Raw genomic sequence first — 17,942 nt, 5'->3', positions numbered from 1 at the left:
CCTGCGCGGCGCCGGAATTTTCTGAATAAAATGAAGTTGTTTTTAAAATTTGCGATCTTTTCTCAAGCATACCATAAGCTAACAGAATTGTACAGGAAAATACCGGAAAAACACAAAAGTCCAGACCTGTCGCCAAAATCCAAAACCTGTGCTATACTATAGCCGTAGCTTTTGATCCGGGCCGGAATACGGGCACGGCCGGCGGCGGATCCTTTACGAGTAGGAGGAATATCATGATTTTATCGTGCAGCCATTTGAGCAAATCATTCGGAAGCAAGGCAGTGATCGCCGACGCGTCCTTTCATATAGAAGACCACGAAAAAGCGGCCATCGTGGGAATCAACGGGGCAGGAAAGTCCACCCTGTTAAAAATGATCACCGGAGAGCTGCCCGCCGACTCCGGCGAGGCGGTCCTTGCCAAGGGAAAGACCCTGGGCTACCTGGCCCAGCACCAGGACCTCACCAGCAGCCGCACCATTTTCCAGGAGTTAAAAAAGGTCAAGCAGCCGGTGATCGACATGGAGGAGCGGATCCGCGGTCTGGAGCAGGAAATGAAAGGGGCTTCCGGGGAGGAACTAGAGAACCTTCTCGCCCTCTACAGCCGCTTAAACCACCAGTTTGAGCTGGAAAACGGCTACGCCTGGAAAAGCGAGATCACCGGCGTGTTAAAAGGGCTGGGCTTTGAGGAGGAGGAATTTGAAAAGCCCATCTCCACTCTCTCCGGTGGCCAGAAAACCAGGGTTTTTCTGGGAAAGCTGCTCCTTGCAAAACCAGACGTGATCATGCTGGACGAGCCCACCAACCATCTGGATATGGAGTCCATCGCCTGGCTGGAGACGTATCTGCTCAACTATCCGGGGGCCGTCATCATCGTGGCCCACGACCGGTACTTCCTGGACCGGGTGGTGACAAAGATCATCGAGTTGGACAATGGACAGGCCACCGTGTTTCAGGGAAATTACACCGCTTACAGCGAAAAGCGGGCCATGCTCCGGGAGGCGAAAATGAAGGCCTGGCTGAACCAGCAGCAGGAGATCCGCCACCAGGAGGAGGTCATCGCCAAATTAAAGTCCTTCAACCGGGAAAAATCCATCAAGCGGGCGGAAAGCCGGGAGAAAATGCTGGAAAAGATCGAGCGGGTGGAAAAGCCCACGGAGGTCAACGATGAAATGGCCATCCGCTTAGAGCCCAACATCATCAGCGGAAACGACGTGCTCACCGTCCGGGGCCTTTCCAAAGCCTTTGATTCCCAGCCCCTCTTTTCCGACGTAAACATAGACATCAAGCGAGGGGAACGGGTGGCCATCATCGGAAACAACGGCACGGGAAAGACCACCATTTTAAAAATTTTAAACCATTTGGTGGAGCCGGACGCCGGGGAAATCCAGCTGGGCTCCAAGGTGCACATCGGCTACTACGACCAGGAGCACCAGGTCCTTCACATGGAAAAAACCTTGTTTGACGAGCTCCAGGACACTTATCCCAACATGGACAACACCCAGGTGCGCAACATTCTGGCTGCCTTCCTTTTCACCGGGGACGACGTGTTTAAACGCATCGGGGACTTGAGCGGCGGCGAGCGGGGCCGGGTGTCCTTGGCAAAGCTCATGCTGTCGGAGGCCAATTTCCTGATCCTGGACGAGCCCACCAACCACCTGGACATCACCTCCAAGGAAATCCTGGAGGACGCTCTGATCCACTACACGGGAACGGTGCTCTACGTCTCCCACGACCGCTATTTCATCAACAAGACGGCTACCAGAATCCTGGATCTGAAAAACCAGACCCTGATCAACTACATCGGGAACTACGATTATTATCTGGAAAAACGGGAGGTGATGGAAGGACTCTACATCGCCCCGGAACAAAAGACGGAGGACAGTGCTCCCTCAGAAGTCAAGCTGGACTGGAAGGCCCAAAAGGAAGAACAGGCCAGAAAGCGGAAACGGCAGAATGAGTTAAAGAAAACGGAGGACGAGATCGCCGCCCTGGAAACCAGGGACGGGGAGTTGGACGAGCTGCTCACGAAGGAAGAAATTTACGTGGACCATCAGAAGGTCCGGGAGATCAATGAAGAAAAAGAAACCATCGCCGGACGGCTGATGGAGCTTTACGAGCTGTGGGAAACGCTGGCGGGAGAGGATTAAAATCCTCCCCCGCTTTTTCTGTCATCGGAAACCGCGTGCTCTATGACAGAAACGATTCCGGCGAACGCGCATTCCGTCCGAGGGAAATGGCTGCCGGCCCTTCTACTGCCCCGCCGCCCGTTTCTGGTACGCCCGCGCCTCCGCCAGGATCCGCTCCTCGTCCAAGCACAGCACCTCCCGGTTTCTCATGAGGACGCGGCCGCCTGCGATCACGTCCTGCACATCCCCCGGCTCCCCGCACTCAAAGAGGGTGTGGAGCAGGTTTCCCGTGGGCATGAGCCTTGGCTCGTCCAGACGGATGCTGATGAGATCCGCCAGACAGCCGGCCTTTATCCGACCACAGGTTCCCGCCTCGTCCAGAGCCAGGGCGCCGCCCTCAAACATCATGCGAAACAGGGTTTCCGCCGGCATAATCCTGGAGTTTCTCCTGGGCACCCCGTAGACGGCGTTCATCAGGGAGCGGAAAATCCGCATCTCCCCCCAGAGGCTTAAGCCCCCGTGGGCGGCCCCGTCAGAGCCGAAACCTGGCACAGTCCCCTGCTCCAAAAGCTCCAGGGTCTCCGGCACCGCCTTGCCGCAGTTGCTGAACGGGCAATGGCAGAGGCGGCTGTCCCGCAGCTTGATCAGCTCTCTCTCCTCCTCCGACAGCAGCAGGCTGTGGGCTCCCAAAAACCGCTCCGACAGCACTCCCATCCGCTCCAGATACACGTAAGGGCGCACCCCCGTGCGGGCCACCATGCCGTCCACTTCCCCCTGGTACTCATTCATGTGGGCCTGGAGAACAGCCCCCCGCTGCGCCGCGTGTTCCGCCGTCATGGCGATCAGCTCGTCGGAGCAGGAATTCAGAGCCCGCAGGGAATAGTAAACCTTCAGATTCCCCTTCCCGTGCCAGTTCCGGTACAGCTCGTCCGCGCGGGCCACCGCCTCTGCCCCGTCCATGGCGATGGAGGCAGGCAGGCCCGGTTCGTCCATGGTGGAACAGGACAGCCGCCCACGCAGCCCGCTCTCCCCATAGACAGCCGCCGCCTCGTCCATAAAGTACCCGCCGGACTCCACAAAGCCGGTGGTGCCGCACTTGATCATCTCCAGAGCCGCCAGACCGGCGGAAAGCCTCATTTTTTCCGGGGTCAGGGAGCTCTCAAAGGGGAGCATGACCCTGGTCCAGATCACCGGCTTGGCGTCCAGCACCAACCCCTTTAGAAGCTGCTGGCCGGTGTGCATATGGCTGTCAATGAACCCCGGCAGAAAGAGGCGGTCCTTCCCTTCGATCACCGTCCCCGCCTGGTAGGTTTCCTCCCCGTGGGGCCGCACCTCCAAAATCCGATCCCCCTCTATGGCAATGTCCGTCCCCTCCCGGATGGTCTGAAAGTCTGTCATCACCGCGCTGCCGCGGATCAGAAGGTCGCATTGTGTCATGATTTTCTCCTCCCGTAATCGTCATCCGGCTCCCCCGGCCGTCACATTTCCCTACCACTATACCAGAAAACCTCCCACAGGGCAACGGCGTCCAAAACCGCTCCCGCCCGTCCCCGCCCCTTTCGCCGGATTTTTCCGGCTGGATTTTTGCCGGGAGCTGCGATATAATGAGAGCACTTGATATTCAGGAGGATTTAAAAACCATGAAACAGAATTCCCAGACTCCCCGGTTCCGCCGCGTCCTGGCGTTCGCGGGCGTCCTGATTTTAGCCGGCCTCTACCTGGCCTCCTTGATTTTAGCCATTCTCGGCGACGAGCGCAGCGCTAACCTGCTCATGGCCTCGATTTTCGCCAGCATCGTGCTGCCGGTGCTGTTATATGCCTACCAGCTGGCATGGAAAATCACTCACAGAGACCGGGAGGAGGACGGCAATTCCTGACGTTATCCCAGAGGGAAGAATTCCGGCTCCTGATCCAGAAATCCCACCCGCGCCGGCGCCGTCCCCCGCGCCTGGGGGTATTCCAGCCGGGCGGTGCGGATCTGGCCGTTTTCGTAGGTTTTTATGTAATACTCCCCGGTGGCAGTGTTCAGGCAGGCGGTGTAGCGGGTGTAATCCTCGGCTCCGGAGGCCGTGCGCACCGCGCCCCGGGGGACAGAGACGTTTTCCAGAACGTGGAAACAGGCGCCCACCGCCTCCGTCCGGTCCTGAGGAACGGGCATATGGCTCTTTAAAAATGCCGCCCGCACAAACCGGGCCGGCGGCGTAAAGCCTCCCGGCAGAACGGATGTGCCGCCCCCCTGGCCAAAGGGCGTAAGCTCCGCCTCCTCCCATCTGGCCGCCTCCCGCTGCACGGGATCCGCCTCCACGTAATTCCGCAGGTTTGTGATCTGCCACGGGAAATCCGGGCTGTTGGTGAGGACGCCCACCGGGTTTTCCATCACCTTTACCCCCTCTGCCGTGGACTCAATCACCACGGAGCGGCCGCTCTGGTCCGCCACCATCCAGTGGAGAGGGGCGATGGTGCCGGTGACGGGATCTGCCATTCCCACCAGCTCTACGGCCTCCGCCGCCCTGGCCGCCCGGTCTACGCTGTCGCAGCTCCCCAGCAGAAACGGGAGAAATTCCACGGCAGCGATCCTGGGTTTCGTTCCGTTTCCGGAAAACCGGCCGGAGGGACCAGGTTCCCCCTGCCGCCCCATCCCCGTTCCGGGACTCATCCGCCCGCCGTTTCCCATATCCCCCGTCATCTCCTCCACGGCCCCGTAGGCCGCGTATCCCGGAAAATACAGGGCCGCCGCCCCCACTCCCATCTCATTTACTCCGTCCGCGAATAAAATTCCCATCCCGCTCTCCTGGCCGATCCCTATAAAGCTGTAGGGATTGGTGATCCGCACCGTCCCCAGGGCGTTGTTCCACTGGTAATTTCCCGGCATAACGTAGACTGCCGGCTGTATGGGATAGGAGAAATCCATGGTCCTTCCAAAGAAGGTCTCTCCCTCCGCTGTTTTCATGGTGATTGCCGTGCACATATTCCGTTCCTCCTCATCTCGTTCTATCTTAAGGTATTCCCACGGAAAGGAGAAAATGCAAAATGCCGGCTCCCCGTAAGGGAAACCGGCACAGCCGTTTTCATTTTGTGAAACTTGGAGGAATATGGACGGAAACTTACGCCCGCCCGCGCCGGAGCGCGGCTGCCAGAAACAGCCATGTTCCCCTGGCGGACACGCCGCCTCACTCTTATCTGTAGATGATCTCGTCCCGTCCCGGACCGTTGGACACCATGGTGATGGGCGTCTCGATCTCCTTCTCGATGAACTCCACGTACTTGCGGCAGTTCTCCGGCAGATCCTCGTAGTTCTTGATGCCGCGGATGTCGCACTTCCAACCGGGGAGCTTTACGAACACCGGTTTTGCCTTCTCCAGCTTGGCGGTGGTGGGGAAGTCCTTCGTCACCTGGCCGTCGATCTCGTAGCCCACGCAAACCGGGATCTCATCCAGATAGCCCAGCACGTCAAGCACCGTCAGAGCCGCCTCCGTGGCGCCCTGGATGCGGCAGCCGTAGCGGCTGGCAACGGCGTCAAACCATCCCATTCTTCTGGGACGTCCCGTGGTGGCGCCGAACTCTCCGTGATCGCCGCCCCGCTTTCTCAGCTCGTCTGCCTCCTCGCCGAAGATCTCGCTGACAAAGGCGCCTGCGCCCACGGCGCTGGAGTAAGCCTTTACTACCGTAGTGATGCGGCTGATCTCATAGGGCGGAATACCTGCGCCGATGGCACCGTAGGCCGCCAGGGTGGAGGAAGACGTCACCATGGGGTAAATGCCGTGATCCGGATCCTTTAAGGAGCCTAACTGGCCCTCCAGAAGGATGTTCTTCCCCTCCTTGATCGCGTCGTAAAGGTATTTGGAAACGTCGCAGACGTAGGGAGCTACCATATCCCGGTACTCCAGCAGGGTCTGGAACAGCTCCTCCGGATCTAAGAGGGGCTTGTGGTACAAATGCTCCAGGGTCACGTTCTTCGTCTCGCAGACGCGGTACACCTTCTCTTTTAAGGTCTCCTCCTCGAACAGCTCGCTCACCTGGAACCCGATTTTCGCGTATTTATCAGAATAAAAAGGCGCAATGCCGGATTTGGTGGAGCCGAAGGATTTTCCGCCCAGGCGCTCCTCCTCGTACTCGTCAAACAGGATGTGATAGGGCATCAGGATCTGTGCCCGGTCAGACACCAGGATCTTCGGCGCAGGCACGCCCTGGTCCACCAGGGACTGGATTTCCTTCACCAGATACGGGATGTTTAAGGCCACGCCGTTTCCGATGACGCTGGTGGTGTGCTGATAGAATACACCGGACGGAAGCAGGTGGAGGGCAAAACGGCCGTAGTTATTGATGATCGTGTGGCCGGCGTTGCTTCCTCCCTGGAAACGGACGATAATGTCGGACTCTTTCGCAAGCATATCGGTGATCTTGCCTTTTCCCTCATCTCCCCAGTTTGCTCCAACTATTGCTCTTACCATTGATTATTTTCCTCCTTTGAGTGAATCCCGGACTTCCGGAATCAACATTACCTTATTACTTTACTATAAACGTCAGCATAAGTAAAATCAATATTATTTATATAAGAGATAATCCCTTCTTATGTTTTCCCGAAAGATCCTCCTCCATCATCTCCAGCATCCTCCGGCCGGGGATGGAGATGAGATCCCGCCGCCCCGTCACCAGGCAGAACTGCCGCTCCGGCATTTCCTCCTCAAACTCCAGGCGGAACACTTCCCCGTTTTCCAGGGCCGTTTTGGCAAACTCCTCCTCCACGCAGCCGATTCCTAAGTTCCGGATGGCAAACTGCACCACCATATCGCTGATGGCCAGGTCAAACTCCGGCGTGGGGGTCACCCCCCGCTCCTCTAAAAAAGCGTCCATAAACTGCCGGGTGCTGGTGCGCTTGTCCAGGAAAATGCAGGGATTTTCCAGCAGGCACCCATAGCTCAGCCGCCTTCCCTTCAGATGGGAAAACCGGCTGCCTGCCACGAACACGTTGCGGATGTTTTTCACCGGCTCCGCCCGGAATCCGTCGGCCAGCTGAAAGGGCGTACTCACCACCGCGAAGTCGATGTCCCCCTGCTCCAGAAGGCCGATGGTCTCCGGCGTGGGGCCATTGGAGACGTTGACGTGGATGCCGGGATACTCCTCGTGGAACCGCTCCAGATAGGGGAGAAGGTAAAACCGCAGGGTCATGTCACTGGCGCCGATGCGCACGCTGCCCCGCTCCAGGTTCCGCAGCCGGTCCATGGCCTCCTCTCCCTTTAAGAGGCATTCCATGCCCCGCTCCACGTAGCCTGCCAGGGTTTTCCCCTCCTCCGTCAGACGGACGCCCTTGGCCGTGCGGATAAACAGGGTCACTCCCAAAGCCCGCTCCAGCTGTTTCACCGCCTGGCTCACCGCCGGCTGGGAAATGCAGAGCTGTTCCGCCGCCGCGGTGATGCTGCCCAGCTGATTCACGTAATAAAAGACCTTGTAATACTCCAGATTTCCGTTCATGGCTGTTCTGTCTCCATCGCCTCTGTCTCCATCGCCTGCGCCCCCGTTTCCTCATAGAATTCCCTGGGTACGGAGCTTAACGCCATCTGGCCGGAAAGGGGCAGGCGGTTGTACGCCTCCAGCCAGTTTTTCGTCTCCTGGGACAGGCTGGATCCATCCCGCACCTGCCAGTTGTAGGAGACCAGCCCCTCCGACGGCTCAAAGTCTGTAAACACCGCCGTGACCACCGTCACCTTTCCGCTCTCCCCCGCCAGCTCCGGCAGGTCGTAATAGGACACCGGGTAGGAGGGAAAGCTCACATGGCCGTCCTCTCCGCCATACCCGATCATCGCCAGGGGGATTTTCCGGTTGTAGGCAATCTCCTCCTGATCCTGGGCCAGGATGCCGGCGCCCCAGCTCTCCTCCGCCTCCGTCACGGTTTGAATTTCCAGGCGGCCTGTGGTGCCGTCCGGAAGGGAGGCGATGGCCTCTTTCTCCGTCAGTCCTAAAAGGAGACGGCCCTTATTCTCCGTCAGAGGTGCTCCCCACAGGCTGGTGGTGAGAAAGCCGTCCTCATACTGCTCCAGGGTCACATAGACGTAGGCGCCGGTCCCGTCCGTCTGGTAGCTCCAGGCCTGTTTCCAGACGGACCCCTCCAGGGTTTCCAGCTCCTTTTCCGTGAGCTCCGCCCGCTGAAAGGAAAGCGCTCTCCGATTCCTCGCCTGGTCCAGGCCATAGGCCGCCGCTAGTCCCAACAATCCTACCAATACAGCGATCCCGATTTTCACGGGTTTTTTCATTCATTCTCCCCCTTTTCCGGAAGTCCTAACACCACCAGAGCCGCCACAGTGACAAACAGGCCCACCAGGGACAGGGCCGTGGGCATTTCACGGAAGAACAGGATGCCGAACACCATAGCGGCCACCGGCTCGCAGGCCGCCAGGATCGAGGCCTTTCCTGCCTCCACGTAGTTTAAGCTGACCGTATAGAACACGTAGGGCAGCACAGAGGTACAGAGGGCGTGAAACAGCAGATACACCCAGATCCCCACGCCGCCGCCGGACAGGATCCGTCCCAGACAGGCCCAGTCCGTAAAAGGCAAAAGCACCAGGGCCGCCACAGCGATGCAGTAGAGGATGATGGTGAAGGCGTGGTATCCCCGCTCCATGGCCACCTTTGTGAAAATGCTGTAGAGAGCGTAGCAGAAGGCTCCCAGCCCGCCGATTAAAATGCCGGGCACCGTCCATTTCATCCCGGAGGCGCTCTCCAGCACTCCGCTGGCCAGGGCGCAGCCGGTGAGGGCCACCACCATGCAGATCACCTTGCGGCTGGTGACCTTCTCCCCAAAGAGGAAGGCCGCCAACACCAGCACGAACACGGGGGACAGGCTCAAAAGCACCGCCGCCAGGGACAGGGTGAGCTGACCGATGGCGATGTTGTAGCAAAAGCTTAAGCCCAGCATTCCCAGGGTGCCTCCGCCCACAAAGATCCACAGATCCTTCAGTCGGATCTTGAGGAGTTTCCGCTGAAACAGGAAAATTCCCGCGAATATCACGGCCACCGCCGTCATCATCCTGGAGGAAAGGAGGGTGTAGTCGTCCATTCCCATGGCTGTCAAATCCCGCACAAACACCCCCGCGCTCCCCCAGAGCACTCCGGAGAGAACGGGCAGTAAAAGCATCAGTTTTTTCATGTTGTCAGTTCCTTTCGTTTCAAATGTAGTCTCTCTTATATATTGTCATAAAATGGCAGATTTTTCAATATAAAGTGTGCGCCAAGCGCACACTCGCGCCGGAGCGCGGCTGCGCCGGCAGCCATATCCCTCCCCGGGGAGCGCGCCACCGGCAGGATGCTTTTGTGTCATGGGAACTCCTTTTCTCGTAGCAGGAAAACAAAGCGAAAGCCGGCGGCCCTCCATTTTGGAAAGCTGCCGGCTCCTTCTGGCCGCCAGGCAAAAACGCCGGCGGCCGGTCTGTGACAGATGATTTTATGTTGTATTTTGCTAATGGGATGGAACATCCTCTTTTTAACGTCAGACGTTGATCTCCGCCTTCAGTCCCAGCTCGTCTTTATTTGCCTCCAGGATGGGATTTACCACCTCGGTGAGGAATTCCTCCACCTGTTTCGGGGCGCGGCCCACGTAGCGGGACGGCTCCATGGCCTTCTTAAGCTCCTCTAAGGAGAGGCCGAAGGCGGGGTCAGCGGCGATCAGCTCCAGCAGGTTGTTGTCCAGGCCCTGCTCCTTTACGTTGCGCCCGGCCTCCATGGACAGGGTACGGATCCGCTCGTGCAGCTCCTGACGGTCTCCGCCGGCCTTTACCGCGTCCATCATAATGTTCTCCGTGGCCATAAAGGGCAGCTCCGCCATCATGTGTTTCTCGATCACCTTCGGGTACACCACCAGGCCGTCCACCACGTTTAAGTAGAGGTCCAGGATGCCGTCCACTGCCAGAAAGCCCTCCGGCACGCTCAGACGCTTGTTGGCCGAGTCGTCCAGGGTGCGCTCAAACCACTGGGTGGAGGCCACCAGCATGGGGTTGATCACGTCCGCCATCACATAGTTGGACAGGGAGGCGATGCGCTCGCTGCGCATGGGGTTGCGCTTGTAGGCCATGGCGGAAGAACCGATCTGGGTCTTCTCAAAGGGCTCCTCCACCTCTTTTAAATGCTGAAGCAGGCGGATGTCATTGGAAAACTTGTGGGCGCTCTGGGCGATGCCGGCCAGCACGTTGATCACCCGGGTGTCCACCTTTCTGGAATAGGTCTGGCCGGATACGGGATAACAGGAAGAAAATCCCATTTTCTCCGCGATCATGGCGTCCGCCTGGCGGCATTTCTCATGATCCCCGTCAAAAAGCTCCAAAAAGCTGGCCTGAGTGCCGGTGGTTCCCTTGGAGCCTAACAGTTTTAAGGAGCCTAACACGTGATCCAGGTCCTCCAGATCCAGACACAGCTCCTGCAGCCACAGGGTGGCCCGCTTTCCCACGGTGGTGGGCTGGGCCGGCTGGAAATGGGTGAACGCCAGGGTGGGCTGGTTTTTATAGGCATCCGCAAATTTTGCCAGCTCCGCCATCACGTTCAGCAGTTTCTTCCGCACCAGAAGAAGGGCTTCCCGCATGATGATGATGTCCGTATTATCTCCCACGTAGCAGGAGGTGGCTCCCAGATGGATGATCCCCTTGGCCTTCGGGCACTGCTGGCCGTAGGCGTACACATGGCTCATCACATCGTGGCGCACCATGCGCTCCCGCTCCTTTGCCACCTCGTAGTTGATCTCCTCCGCGTGGGCCTTCAGCTCGTCGATCTGCTCCTGGGTGATGGGGAGTCCCAGCTCCTTCTCCGTCTCCGCCAGGGCAATCCACAGCCGTCTCCAGGTCTTAAACTTCATATCCGGTGAGAAAATGTACTGCATCTCTCTGCTTGCATACCGCTCGGAAAGCGGGCTTACGTATCTGTCGTTCATAGCATCCTCCGCATTATAATCACGTTACCCACAGAGCAGTTGCCCTGTGGGTAATTCTTGGCATCCGCCTGCAATTTAGGCGGCTTGATTCTATCATATCGAATCCGGTAAGGAATGTCAATCAGTGGATTCCCAGACGGCGGAACACCTCCTGATAAGCGTCCTCCACGTTTCCTAAGTCTCTGCGGAAACGGTCCTTGTCCAATTTCTCGTGAGTTTCCTTGTCCCACAGGCGGCAGGTATCCGGGGAAACCTCGTCCGCCAGGATGATCTGTCCGTGGAAACGGCCAAACTCAATCTTAAAGTCGATGAGCTCGATGCCCAGGCTGTCGAAATACTCTCTCATCACGTCATTTACGATGAAGGCGTACTTCTCGATGGCGGCAATCTCCTCCTCCGTGGCCAGTCCCAGGGCCAGGGCGTAGTATTTATTGATAAAGGGATCTCCCAGGTCGTCGTTTTTGTAGCTGAACTCCAGAGTGGGCTGTTTGAACTTAATTCCTTCCTCCATGCCCATCTTCTTCGCGAAACTGCCGGCGGAGAAATTGCGGATGATCACCTCTAAGGGAACGATCTCTACCTTCTTCACAGCCGTCTCTCTGTCGCTTAACTCCTCCACGTAGTGGGTGGGCACGCCCTTGGTCTCCAAAATCTTGAAAATGTGGTTGGTCATGCGGTTGTTGATCGCGCCCTTGCCCACGATGGTGCCCTTCTTTAAGCCGTTGAACGCCGTCGCGTCGTCCTTATAGTCTACGATCAGTACATCCGGATCCTCCGTCGTGTAGACCTTCTTTGCCTTTCCCTCATACAGTAATTCCTTTTTTTCCATCGGTACCACCTGTCCTTTTCTAAGATTTATAAGATTTTAATATAAAAACCTCTCGTTTCAGTAGAAATTATAATGCTACAATCCGGTAAAAGCAAGTTTTCCAGTCATTAAATATGCTAATGAGTGTCTATGACGCTCACTTCACAACCTCCTCCTCCCCGTGGAAGAAATAGAGGGAGCCGTCCTTCCAGTCGGCCCCAAAGCCAAACCACCGCCTTCCGGCCGCTCCTTCTCCGGCATCTCCGGGGACTTCCCGCACCCAGGAGACCTCCCGTTTCCAGATCAGGGGGATGCCCTGCTGCCACGCTCCCCAGGCCAGCTCCGCGGCCAAAAGAAGAAGGCACACCCGCCGCACCGCCCGGTTTGTGAAACGGCCGCGGCCGGCAGCTGCCCGATCCTGGCTCCCGTAAGCTAAGCGCAGCCGGTTTCCTTTCCGCCACGGCTTTTTCCGCCTGTCCTTCCACCGGCGTTTTAGCGGGAGGCGGTTTGACGCATTTCCTTCCGGAACCTGCTTTTTCCCGTTCCAGCCTCTCTCCATCTGCGTCCCTTCTCTCTCCGGAACGCAATCCCCATGTTCGCCGGAATCTGCCGGTTTTCCGGCCCCGGTTTCCGGCTTTTCCGTCTCTCACGGACACCTGCCAAAAACTTGGGGCACAGGCCGGAAAGGCTGCCGCCCCTGACAGAACGCGGCAACCTTCCCGGCACTCTCCTTTTCCCGGCACTCCCGGGAAACCGTTTTTCCCCGTTTTATGCCTTAATCAGCTCCAGCACCAACAGAGCCGTCTTGTTTAACTGCTCCACCGCGATGCTCTCCGCTCCCGTATGGGCCTTGGTCATTCCGATGCCGATACCTACGGACTGGATGCCGTGCTCGTTGTGGATGTTGCTGTCGCAGCCGCCGCCGGAACGGACGTAGTGGATCTCACAGTCCAGAGCCTTGTAGGCCTTCTCCAACAGCTGGCAGACCTTGTCCTCCGGCGTCAGCTTGTACGGGTTGTAGGAGCGGGCAGTGGTGTATTTCAGCTGGGCGCCGTGCTTGTCGCAGGCGTCCTGCATGGCCTGGATCATGTCCTTCTCCTGCTGCTCCAGTTTCGCCAGGTCGGTGCTTCTGGCCTCCGCCACCACCTTGGCGTAGCTGCTGACGATGTTGGTGGGGCCTTCCGCCTTAAATACGCCGATGTTGGCCGTGGTTTCCTCGTCTACCCGCAGCAGTTTCATGTTGGTCACGCCCTCGGCGGCTGCCATGATGGCGCTGACGCCGGTCTCCGGCTCAATTCCGGCGTGGGCCGGCTTTCCAAACACCTCAAACTCAAAATTGATCTGGCCGGGGCAGGTGTAGCAGGTGGTTCCGATGTCGCCGCCCATGTCGAAGACTACGGCCATCTTTCCGTTTAGCTTGGAGTAGTCCGCGTTCTTGGCTCCGTGAAGGCCGCACTCCTCGCCCACAGAGAAAAAGATTTCCACCGGACGGGTCTTGATATTCTGCTCCAGCACCGTCTTCACCGCCTCCATGATGGCGCTGACGCCGGCCTTGTCGTCGGCAGCCAGGATCATGGTGTCGGTCTCGCTGTAGATTCTGCCGTCCTTCACGTAGGGCTTAATGGCGTGGCCCGGCACCACCGTGTCCAGATGGGCGCTTAAAATAATGGGCTCTAAGGACGGATCTCCCTCCAGATAGCCATATACGTTAAATCCGTTGGAGCCGAATTTCTCCCCGATCTCATCCACAGCCACCCGCAGGCCCAGATCCTCCAGGTCCTTCTTTACGCGCTCGCACATTTCCTTCTCATTTCTCGTCTCGCTGTTGATCTGCACGTACTCAAAAAACGTGTCCAGCAGTCTTTTCTCATTCATGGGTGTGTTCTCCTTTTGTCTTTTTCTCTATTTTCAGTGTGTATACTGAACGAACTTAATTCCACGTCTCATAGCCGTCCGTGGATGGCAGGGAAATGGTCACCGGCTGTCCCGGTGCCTGATAAACGACCTCCGTGTAGCAGATGAGATCCGTCTGATCCCGGCCCTCTCCTTCTGATCCCCGCACCTCCATCTTCTCCCGATGGATATAGCCGTCCGCCCCCACATAGTACTGCATGGCCAGAACGGTGATGCGCGTCTCCCCGTCGGAGATCAGGGCGCGGTACTCCGGCGAGCACACATAGGTGTAGACCCATCCGTCCCCGTCCGGGGCCACCGTCAGGGTGCTGGTTTCCTCCGCCTGCTCCAGCTGGGTTTTAAGGCTCTGTTCCTCCGCGGTCAGCTCTCCTTCCGGTTCCTGGGAAGATGCCCAGAGCAGCATGGAATAAAAGTCCCCGCTCATCCGCTCCAGGGCTGTATCCGCCGGCATCGCCGTTTTCATGGGAAAGCCGTAGTCCTCCCCATAGTAATATCCGCCGGTGTAAAAAGCCCTGGTCTCCTGGGTCTCTCCCAGAACGTCCATTTTCTGGACGCTTAGGGCCTCCATAGAATCCATGCCGGCATTTTTGATCTGGAACTGCTGCCAGGCGTTCGCCCCCATGGAGATTCCCATGCCGGGCATGGAAATGGTCACGGACATGGTCCCCACCGCGTCGTAGTCGGCCAGTGCCGCCGATTTTTCCAGGGCAGCGTCCAGCCAGGCCATCTGTTCCTCCGTCGCCGCCGTCTCCGCAGCCGCCCCGGCGCCCTCTGCCCCGAAGGCAGTCTGGGCCGCTCCCAGGGAAATACAGAGGCAAAATGCCAATATGGTTTTCGTTAATTTCATCGCCATCTCCCCTTCCGCCATTTTCTTACAGTGTATCGCTTTTTCCCCATTTTGGCAAGAAAAAAGAGAGCCAGACCGGAATCGTCTGAACTCTCCTTTTGTTTTCTTCGGTTCTTCCAGGGCTTACTGGGCTCCGGTGGTGGTTTCCTGGGCGGATTTGTCCTGACCGTTCATCTGGCGGTCCCCCATCACATCGTCCACCGCGTTGTCCACGCCTTGTTCCACGTCGTTTACCATCCCGTCGATCACTCCGGTGCTCTCCGTGGAGTCTCCCTCCCCGGAGCGGGTGGTGCCGGTATTTCCGGCCTGGGTGGTCTGGGATGTGGTATTTCCCATATTATTGTTATCGGATCTGCCGCAGCCGGTCATCATCAGGATGCCAAACGCCAGCAGAAATGACAGTGCAAATACTTTGATCTTTTTCATGATACATACTCCTTTCACACCTGTTTTCGTTAGTATGTGCAGGAGCAGAATCTATATTCTGGAAAATTTATCCAATGACGTCGGACATATCGTAAAGCCCGGCGGCCTTCCCCTTTAAAAATTTGGCCGCCGCCACGGCGCCTTTGGCAAAAATGGCCTTGGAATACGCCGTGTGGGAGAAGGTCACCACCTCGTCCTGGCCGGCAAAAATCACGTCGTGTTCCCCTACGATGGAGCCGCCGCGGACGGCCTGGATGCCGATCTCCTTCGGATCCCGTTTCTCCCGGCGGGCGCTGCGGTCGTACTGATAGTGGTACTGGTGATCCATAGCCTCGTTGATGGAGTCCGCCAGGGCCAGGGCGGTGCCGCTGGGGGCGTCCACCTTCTGGTTGTGGTGTTTTTCCACGATCTCCATGTCAAAGCCGGATGCGGCCAGCACCGCGGCGGCCTCCTTTACCAGCTTTAACAGCAAATTAATGCCAAGAGACATATTGGCGGAGCGCAGGACTGCCGTCTCCTTCGCCACCTGGCTCACCCGCTCCACCTGGGCCTCAGAGAGGCCTGTGGTGCATAAAACCACCGGCATCCGACGGGTTTCACAGTAATCTAACAGATGGTCCACCGCCTTCGCGGAGGCAAAATCAATGACCACGTCCGCCTCCACGTCACAGTCCTCCAGGCTGGCAAACACAGGATAACCGTTTTTCGCCTCTGTATTTAAGTCAATGCCCGCAACGATTTTGGCCTCCTCATCCCGCTCCACCAGGGAGGAGATCACCTGTCCCATGGCTCCGTTGCAGCCGTGCATAATAATATTTACCATTTGTCCATTCCTCCTTTACGCCAGAAGGCCGTAGGCCTGCAGCTCTCTCTTTAAGCGCTCCTGATGCTCCGGCTCCATCTCCGTCAAAGGCAGGCGCAGGGGGCCGGTCTCCTTCCCCATCAGGTTCATGGCCGCCTTTACAGGGATGGGGTTCACCTCGCAGAACAGGGCGGAAATCAGAGGGATCGCCTCCAGCTGCAGTTTCGCGCTCTCCTTCACATTTCCGTCAAAATAGGACTGGCAGATGCGGTGGGTCTGTCCCGGGGCCACGTTTGCCAGCACGGAGATCACGCCCTTTCCTCCCAGGGAGAGGATGGGGACGATCTGGTCGTCATTTCCGGAGTAGAGGTCCACGTACTCCCCTGCCATGGACATGAGGGTAGCGATCTGGGACAGATTTCCGCTGGCCTCCTTGACGCCCACGATGTTCTTCACGTTTTTGCAGAGGTAGGCCATGGTAGCCGCCTCGATGTTCACCCCTGTGCGGCTCTGGATGTTGTACATCAGGATCGGCAGGGACACCGCCTCCGCCACCGCGGTGAAATGGGTGATCAGGCCCTTCTGAGTGGCCTTATTGTAGTAGGGGGAAACTAGCAGCAGGCCGTCCGCCCCGGATTTTTCCGCCTCCTGGGACAGCTCAATGGCCGTCTGGGTGCAGTTGGAACCGGTGCCGGCAATGACAGGCACCCGTTTCTTTGCCGTCTCGCAGATGAAACGGATCACCTCGTTGTGCTCCTCGTGATCCATCGTGGCGGATTCCGCCGTGGTGCCGCAGGCAATGATCGCGTCAATGCCGCCGGCAATCTGCTCCTCCACCAGCTCCGCCAGTTTCGGGTAATTGATCGCTCCATCCTCTGTAAAGGGGGTAATTAACGCTACTCCAGCTCCTTCAAAAATTGCCATAATCCTTCCTCCTTATAACGTCCACCTTTTGGCCAGACTGTGTTTTCATCCTCCTGAAGGGGGCAAACGACGGTTTGCCTCCAGATACCGGATGGTTCCGCGCCGCGCGCTTTGGCAGCCGGTCCCGGTTACAGAAACGGCAGTTTCCCGCAACGGGAAAGGGGACCGTCCATCTGGACAGCCCCCTGAAAACTGCAAGTTTACTCACCTGATCAGTAGCTCTCCATCCGTCCGGATGACAGTCACAGGGCTCTTAACCCTATGCCCAGAAGTACGCCGGCAGGCAGCCCACTCCTTCGGCGCTTCCCCCTTTCCTCCGCCTTCCTCTGCCCCTGCGGCATCCGGCGGGTACTCTTAGGTCGCGCGACCTCTACCTTTTCTCTTTGCCTTATCCTATCACTATTGTCTGAAAATGTCAACCGTCTTCTCCGGCGGCACGCTCATTCTCGTAACCGTTCAGCCATGCCGTTCCTCATTGGACGGATTCTATAAAACCGGCTGACGCGAAAGGTTATCCGCCGTCCAATGATTCATGCCGGGCGTCCGCCCTATAGAACCATATGGCAAAACACTGCTCAGTGAGTAAGCTCTCACCCAGTATTTTACCGTATGTTTCCGCATGGCTGAACGATTACTCATTCTCCATGTGGGAGATGCAGTCCACAGAGGACTTCAGCCCCTCCGGGCATCTCCGCCCGGTGAGAATCAGCTCCATGCTGTCTTCCTTCTCCCGCACTAGATCCTTTAGCTCCTCCTCGGTCAGAATCCCGTACTCCAAAAGGTCCAGGATCTCATCCAGAATCAACAGGTCGCATTCCCCCGTGCCGGTGACCTTTCTGGCGAAATTTAAACCATTGCGGATGTTCATCAGCTCCTCCCGTTTCTCTCCGGGGGAGAGATGCTTAAAGCCTACCGCCTGCTTTTCAAAGCGGAATACCTTCATCTCCGGCTCCAGCCGTTTTAAAATCTCCGAATCGGTCCCGGCGGTGCTCCCCTTCATAAACTGGATGACGATGACAGTTTTTCCCTGGTTGAGCACCTGCAGGGCCCGGCCCAGGGCCGCACCGGTTTTCCCCTTGCCGGTGCCGTAGATTACTTGAACGGTTCCTTTATCCATCGTTTTCACCTCATAAGCGTGTTTCAACTTCTGCTTATCGTACCACATTTTTCCATATATTGCA

17 protein-coding genes and 1 riboswitch are annotated in these 17,942 nt (G+C 57.6%); of the genes, 2 read left to right on the top strand and 15 right to left on the bottom strand.

The window, feature by feature from the left end; all coding sequences use genetic code 11:
* Positions 1-233 precede the first annotated feature (233 nt).
* The gene (locus B5E84_RS00175) at positions 234-2,147 is read left to right on the top strand and encodes an ABC transporter ATP-binding protein (protein WP_087217569.1); all 1,914 of its coding nucleotides are present in this window, start codon (positions 234-236) and stop codon (positions 2,145-2,147) included.
* Positions 2,148-2,249: 102 nt separating this feature from the next.
* On the opposite strand, the gene B5E84_RS00170 is transcribed toward B5E84_RS00175, so the two are convergent.
* Entirely contained in the window at positions 2,250-3,563 is a 1,314-nt protein-coding gene (locus B5E84_RS00170; RefSeq protein WP_087217567.1) for an amidohydrolase family protein, read from the bottom strand.
* Between the two features lie 167 nt (positions 3,564-3,730).
* On the opposite strand from B5E84_RS00170, the gene B5E84_RS00165 reads away from it, so the two are divergent.
* Positions 3,731-4,003 carry a hypothetical protein gene (locus tag B5E84_RS00165; RefSeq protein WP_087217565.1) on the top strand — a complete coding sequence of 91 codons (273 nt, stop codon included), beginning with the start codon at positions 3,731-3,733 and terminating at the stop codon, positions 4,001-4,003.
* Positions 4,004-4,005: 2 nt separating this feature from the next.
* On the opposite strand, the gene B5E84_RS20510 is transcribed toward B5E84_RS00165, so the two are convergent.
* The 14 genes from B5E84_RS20510 to B5E84_RS00095 all read right to left on the bottom strand — a co-directional run bounded on the left by B5E84_RS20510 (position 4,006) and on the right by B5E84_RS00095 (position 17,878).
* Positions 4,006-5,094 carry a choloylglycine hydrolase family protein gene (locus B5E84_RS20510; protein ID WP_087217563.1) on the bottom strand — a complete coding sequence of 363 codons (1,089 nt, stop codon included), beginning with the start codon at positions 5,092-5,094 and terminating at the stop codon, positions 4,006-4,008.
* A gap of 208 nt (positions 5,095-5,302) precedes the next feature.
* Positions 5,303-6,577 carry an adenylosuccinate synthase gene (locus B5E84_RS00155; RefSeq protein ID WP_087217561.1) on the bottom strand — a complete coding sequence of 425 codons (1,275 nt, stop codon included), beginning with the start codon at positions 6,575-6,577 and terminating at the stop codon, positions 5,303-5,305.
* 97 nt (positions 6,578-6,674) lie between these two features.
* Positions 6,675-7,598, bottom strand: coding sequence for a LysR family transcriptional regulator (locus B5E84_RS00150; protein WP_087217559.1), 924 nt, complete (start codon positions 7,596-7,598; stop codon positions 6,675-6,677).
* A complete protein-coding gene (locus tag B5E84_RS00145) occupies positions 7,595-8,377 on the bottom strand; it encodes a hypothetical protein (protein WP_087217557.1) in 783 nt (260 codons plus the stop codon). The genes B5E84_RS00150 and B5E84_RS00145 overlap by 4 nt, the downstream gene beginning before the upstream one ends.
* Positions 8,374-9,270, bottom strand: coding sequence for a DMT family transporter (locus tag B5E84_RS00140; protein WP_087217556.1), 897 nt, complete (start codon positions 9,268-9,270; stop codon positions 8,374-8,376). Before B5E84_RS00140 ends, B5E84_RS00145 begins: the two co-directional genes overlap by 4 nt.
* 339 nt (positions 9,271-9,609) lie before the next feature.
* A complete protein-coding gene (gene purB / locus B5E84_RS00135; protein ID WP_087217553.1) occupies positions 9,610-11,040 on the bottom strand; it encodes an adenylosuccinate lyase in 1,431 nt (476 codons plus the stop codon).
* A 121-nt stretch (positions 11,041-11,161) separates the two neighbouring features.
* Positions 11,162-11,869 carry a phosphoribosylaminoimidazolesuccinocarboxamide synthase gene (gene purC, locus B5E84_RS00130; RefSeq protein WP_087217551.1) on the bottom strand — a complete coding sequence of 236 codons (708 nt, stop codon included), beginning with the start codon at positions 11,867-11,869 and terminating at the stop codon, positions 11,162-11,164.
* Positions 11,870-12,005: 136 nt separating this feature from the next.
* The gene (locus tag B5E84_RS00125) at positions 12,006-12,407 is read right to left on the bottom strand and encodes a hypothetical protein (protein WP_087217549.1); all 402 of its coding nucleotides are present in this window, start codon (positions 12,405-12,407) and stop codon (positions 12,006-12,008) included.
* A 209-nt stretch (positions 12,408-12,616) separates the two neighbouring features.
* Complete coding sequence (locus B5E84_RS00120) at positions 12,617-13,723, bottom strand: M20/M25/M40 family metallo-hydrolase (RefSeq protein ID WP_087217547.1); 1,107 nt, start codon at positions 13,721-13,723, stop codon at positions 12,617-12,619.
* Between the two features lie 55 nt (positions 13,724-13,778).
* Positions 13,779-14,609, bottom strand: coding sequence for a hypothetical protein (locus B5E84_RS00115; protein ID WP_087217545.1), 831 nt, complete (start codon positions 14,607-14,609; stop codon positions 13,779-13,781).
* Between the two features lie 123 nt (positions 14,610-14,732).
* Positions 14,733-15,035: a hypothetical protein gene (locus B5E84_RS00110; RefSeq protein ID WP_087217543.1), complete on the bottom strand. Its 303-nt coding sequence runs from the start codon at positions 15,033-15,035 to the stop codon at positions 14,733-14,735.
* A gap of 67 nt (positions 15,036-15,102) precedes the next feature.
* Positions 15,103-15,858, bottom strand: coding sequence for a 4-hydroxy-tetrahydrodipicolinate reductase (gene dapB / locus B5E84_RS00105; protein ID WP_087217541.1), 756 nt, complete (start codon positions 15,856-15,858; stop codon positions 15,103-15,105).
* Between the two features lie 15 nt (positions 15,859-15,873).
* The gene (dapA, locus tag B5E84_RS00100) at positions 15,874-16,761 is read right to left on the bottom strand and encodes a 4-hydroxy-tetrahydrodipicolinate synthase (RefSeq protein WP_087217539.1); all 888 of its coding nucleotides are present in this window, start codon (positions 16,759-16,761) and stop codon (positions 15,874-15,876) included.
* Positions 16,762-16,969: 208 nt separating this feature from the next.
* Positions 16,970-17,142, bottom strand: a riboswitch (Lysine riboswitch).
* Positions 17,143-17,392: 250 nt separating this feature from the next.
* Positions 17,393-17,878, bottom strand: coding sequence for a cob(I)yrinic acid a,c-diamide adenosyltransferase (locus B5E84_RS00095; RefSeq protein WP_087217537.1), 486 nt, complete (start codon positions 17,876-17,878; stop codon positions 17,393-17,395).
* Positions 17,879-17,942: the final 64 nt, after the last annotated feature.

It is taken from the genome of Lachnoclostridium sp. An14, assembly GCF_002160755.1.
In the GTDB taxonomy this organism is placed as follows: Bacteria; Bacillota; Clostridia; order Lachnospirales; family Lachnospiraceae; genus Lachnoclostridium_A.
The sequence above is the reverse complement of the archived record's forward strand: the minus strand, read 5'-3'. Positions and strand labels throughout refer to the sequence as shown.

Excerpts from the sequence above, each read along its gene's own strand:
- B5E84_RS00110 (WP_087217543.1), bottom strand. The coding sequence starts at position 15,035 with ATGAAAAAGATCAAAGTATTTGCACTGTCATTTCTGCTGGCGTTTGGC.
- B5E84_RS00140 (WP_087217556.1), bottom strand. The coding sequence starts at position 9,270 with ATGAAAAAACTGATGCTTTTACTGCCCGTTCTCTCCGGAGTGCTCTGG.
- B5E84_RS00145 (WP_087217557.1), bottom strand. The coding sequence starts at position 8,377 with ATGAAAAAACCCGTGAAAATCGGGATCGCTGTATTGGTAGGATTGTTG.
- B5E84_RS00115 (WP_087217545.1), bottom strand. The coding sequence starts at position 14,609 with ATGAAATTAACGAAAACCATATTGGCATTTTGCCTCTGTATTTCCCTG.
- B5E84_RS00120 (WP_087217547.1), bottom strand. The coding sequence starts at position 13,723 with ATGAATGAGAAAAGACTGCTGGACACGTTTTTTGAGTACGTGCAGATC.
- B5E84_RS00165 (WP_087217565.1), top strand. The coding sequence starts at position 3,731 with ATGAGAGCACTTGATATTCAGGAGGATTTAAAAACCATGAAACAGAAT.
- purC (WP_087217551.1), bottom strand. The coding sequence starts at position 11,869 with ATGGAAAAAAAGGAATTACTGTATGAGGGAAAGGCAAAGAAGGTCTAC.
- B5E84_RS00095 (WP_087217537.1), bottom strand. The coding sequence starts at position 17,878 with ATGGATAAAGGAACCGTTCAAGTAATCTACGGCACCGGCAAGGGGAAA.
- B5E84_RS00155 (WP_087217561.1), bottom strand. The coding sequence starts at position 6,577 with ATGGTAAGAGCAATAGTTGGAGCAAACTGGGGAGATGAGGGAAAAGGC.
- B5E84_RS00125 (WP_087217549.1), bottom strand. The coding sequence starts at position 12,407 with ATGGAGAGAGGCTGGAACGGGAAAAAGCAGGTTCCGGAAGGAAATGCG.
- dapB (WP_087217541.1), bottom strand. The coding sequence starts at position 15,858 with ATGGTAAATATTATTATGCACGGCTGCAACGGAGCCATGGGACAGGTG.
- dapA (WP_087217539.1), bottom strand. The coding sequence starts at position 16,761 with ATGGCAATTTTTGAAGGAGCTGGAGTAGCGTTAATTACCCCCTTTACA.
- B5E84_RS20510 (WP_087217563.1), bottom strand. The coding sequence starts at position 5,094 with ATGTGCACGGCAATCACCATGAAAACAGCGGAGGGAGAGACCTTCTTT.
- B5E84_RS00170 (WP_087217567.1), bottom strand. The coding sequence starts at position 3,563 with ATGACACAATGCGACCTTCTGATCCGCGGCAGCGCGGTGATGACAGAC.
- purB (WP_087217553.1), bottom strand. The coding sequence starts at position 11,040 with ATGAACGACAGATACGTAAGCCCGCTTTCCGAGCGGTATGCAAGCAGA.
- B5E84_RS00175 (WP_087217569.1), top strand. The coding sequence starts at position 234 with ATGATTTTATCGTGCAGCCATTTGAGCAAATCATTCGGAAGCAAGGCA.
- B5E84_RS00150 (WP_087217559.1), bottom strand. The coding sequence starts at position 7,598 with ATGAACGGAAATCTGGAGTATTACAAGGTCTTTTATTACGTGAATCAG.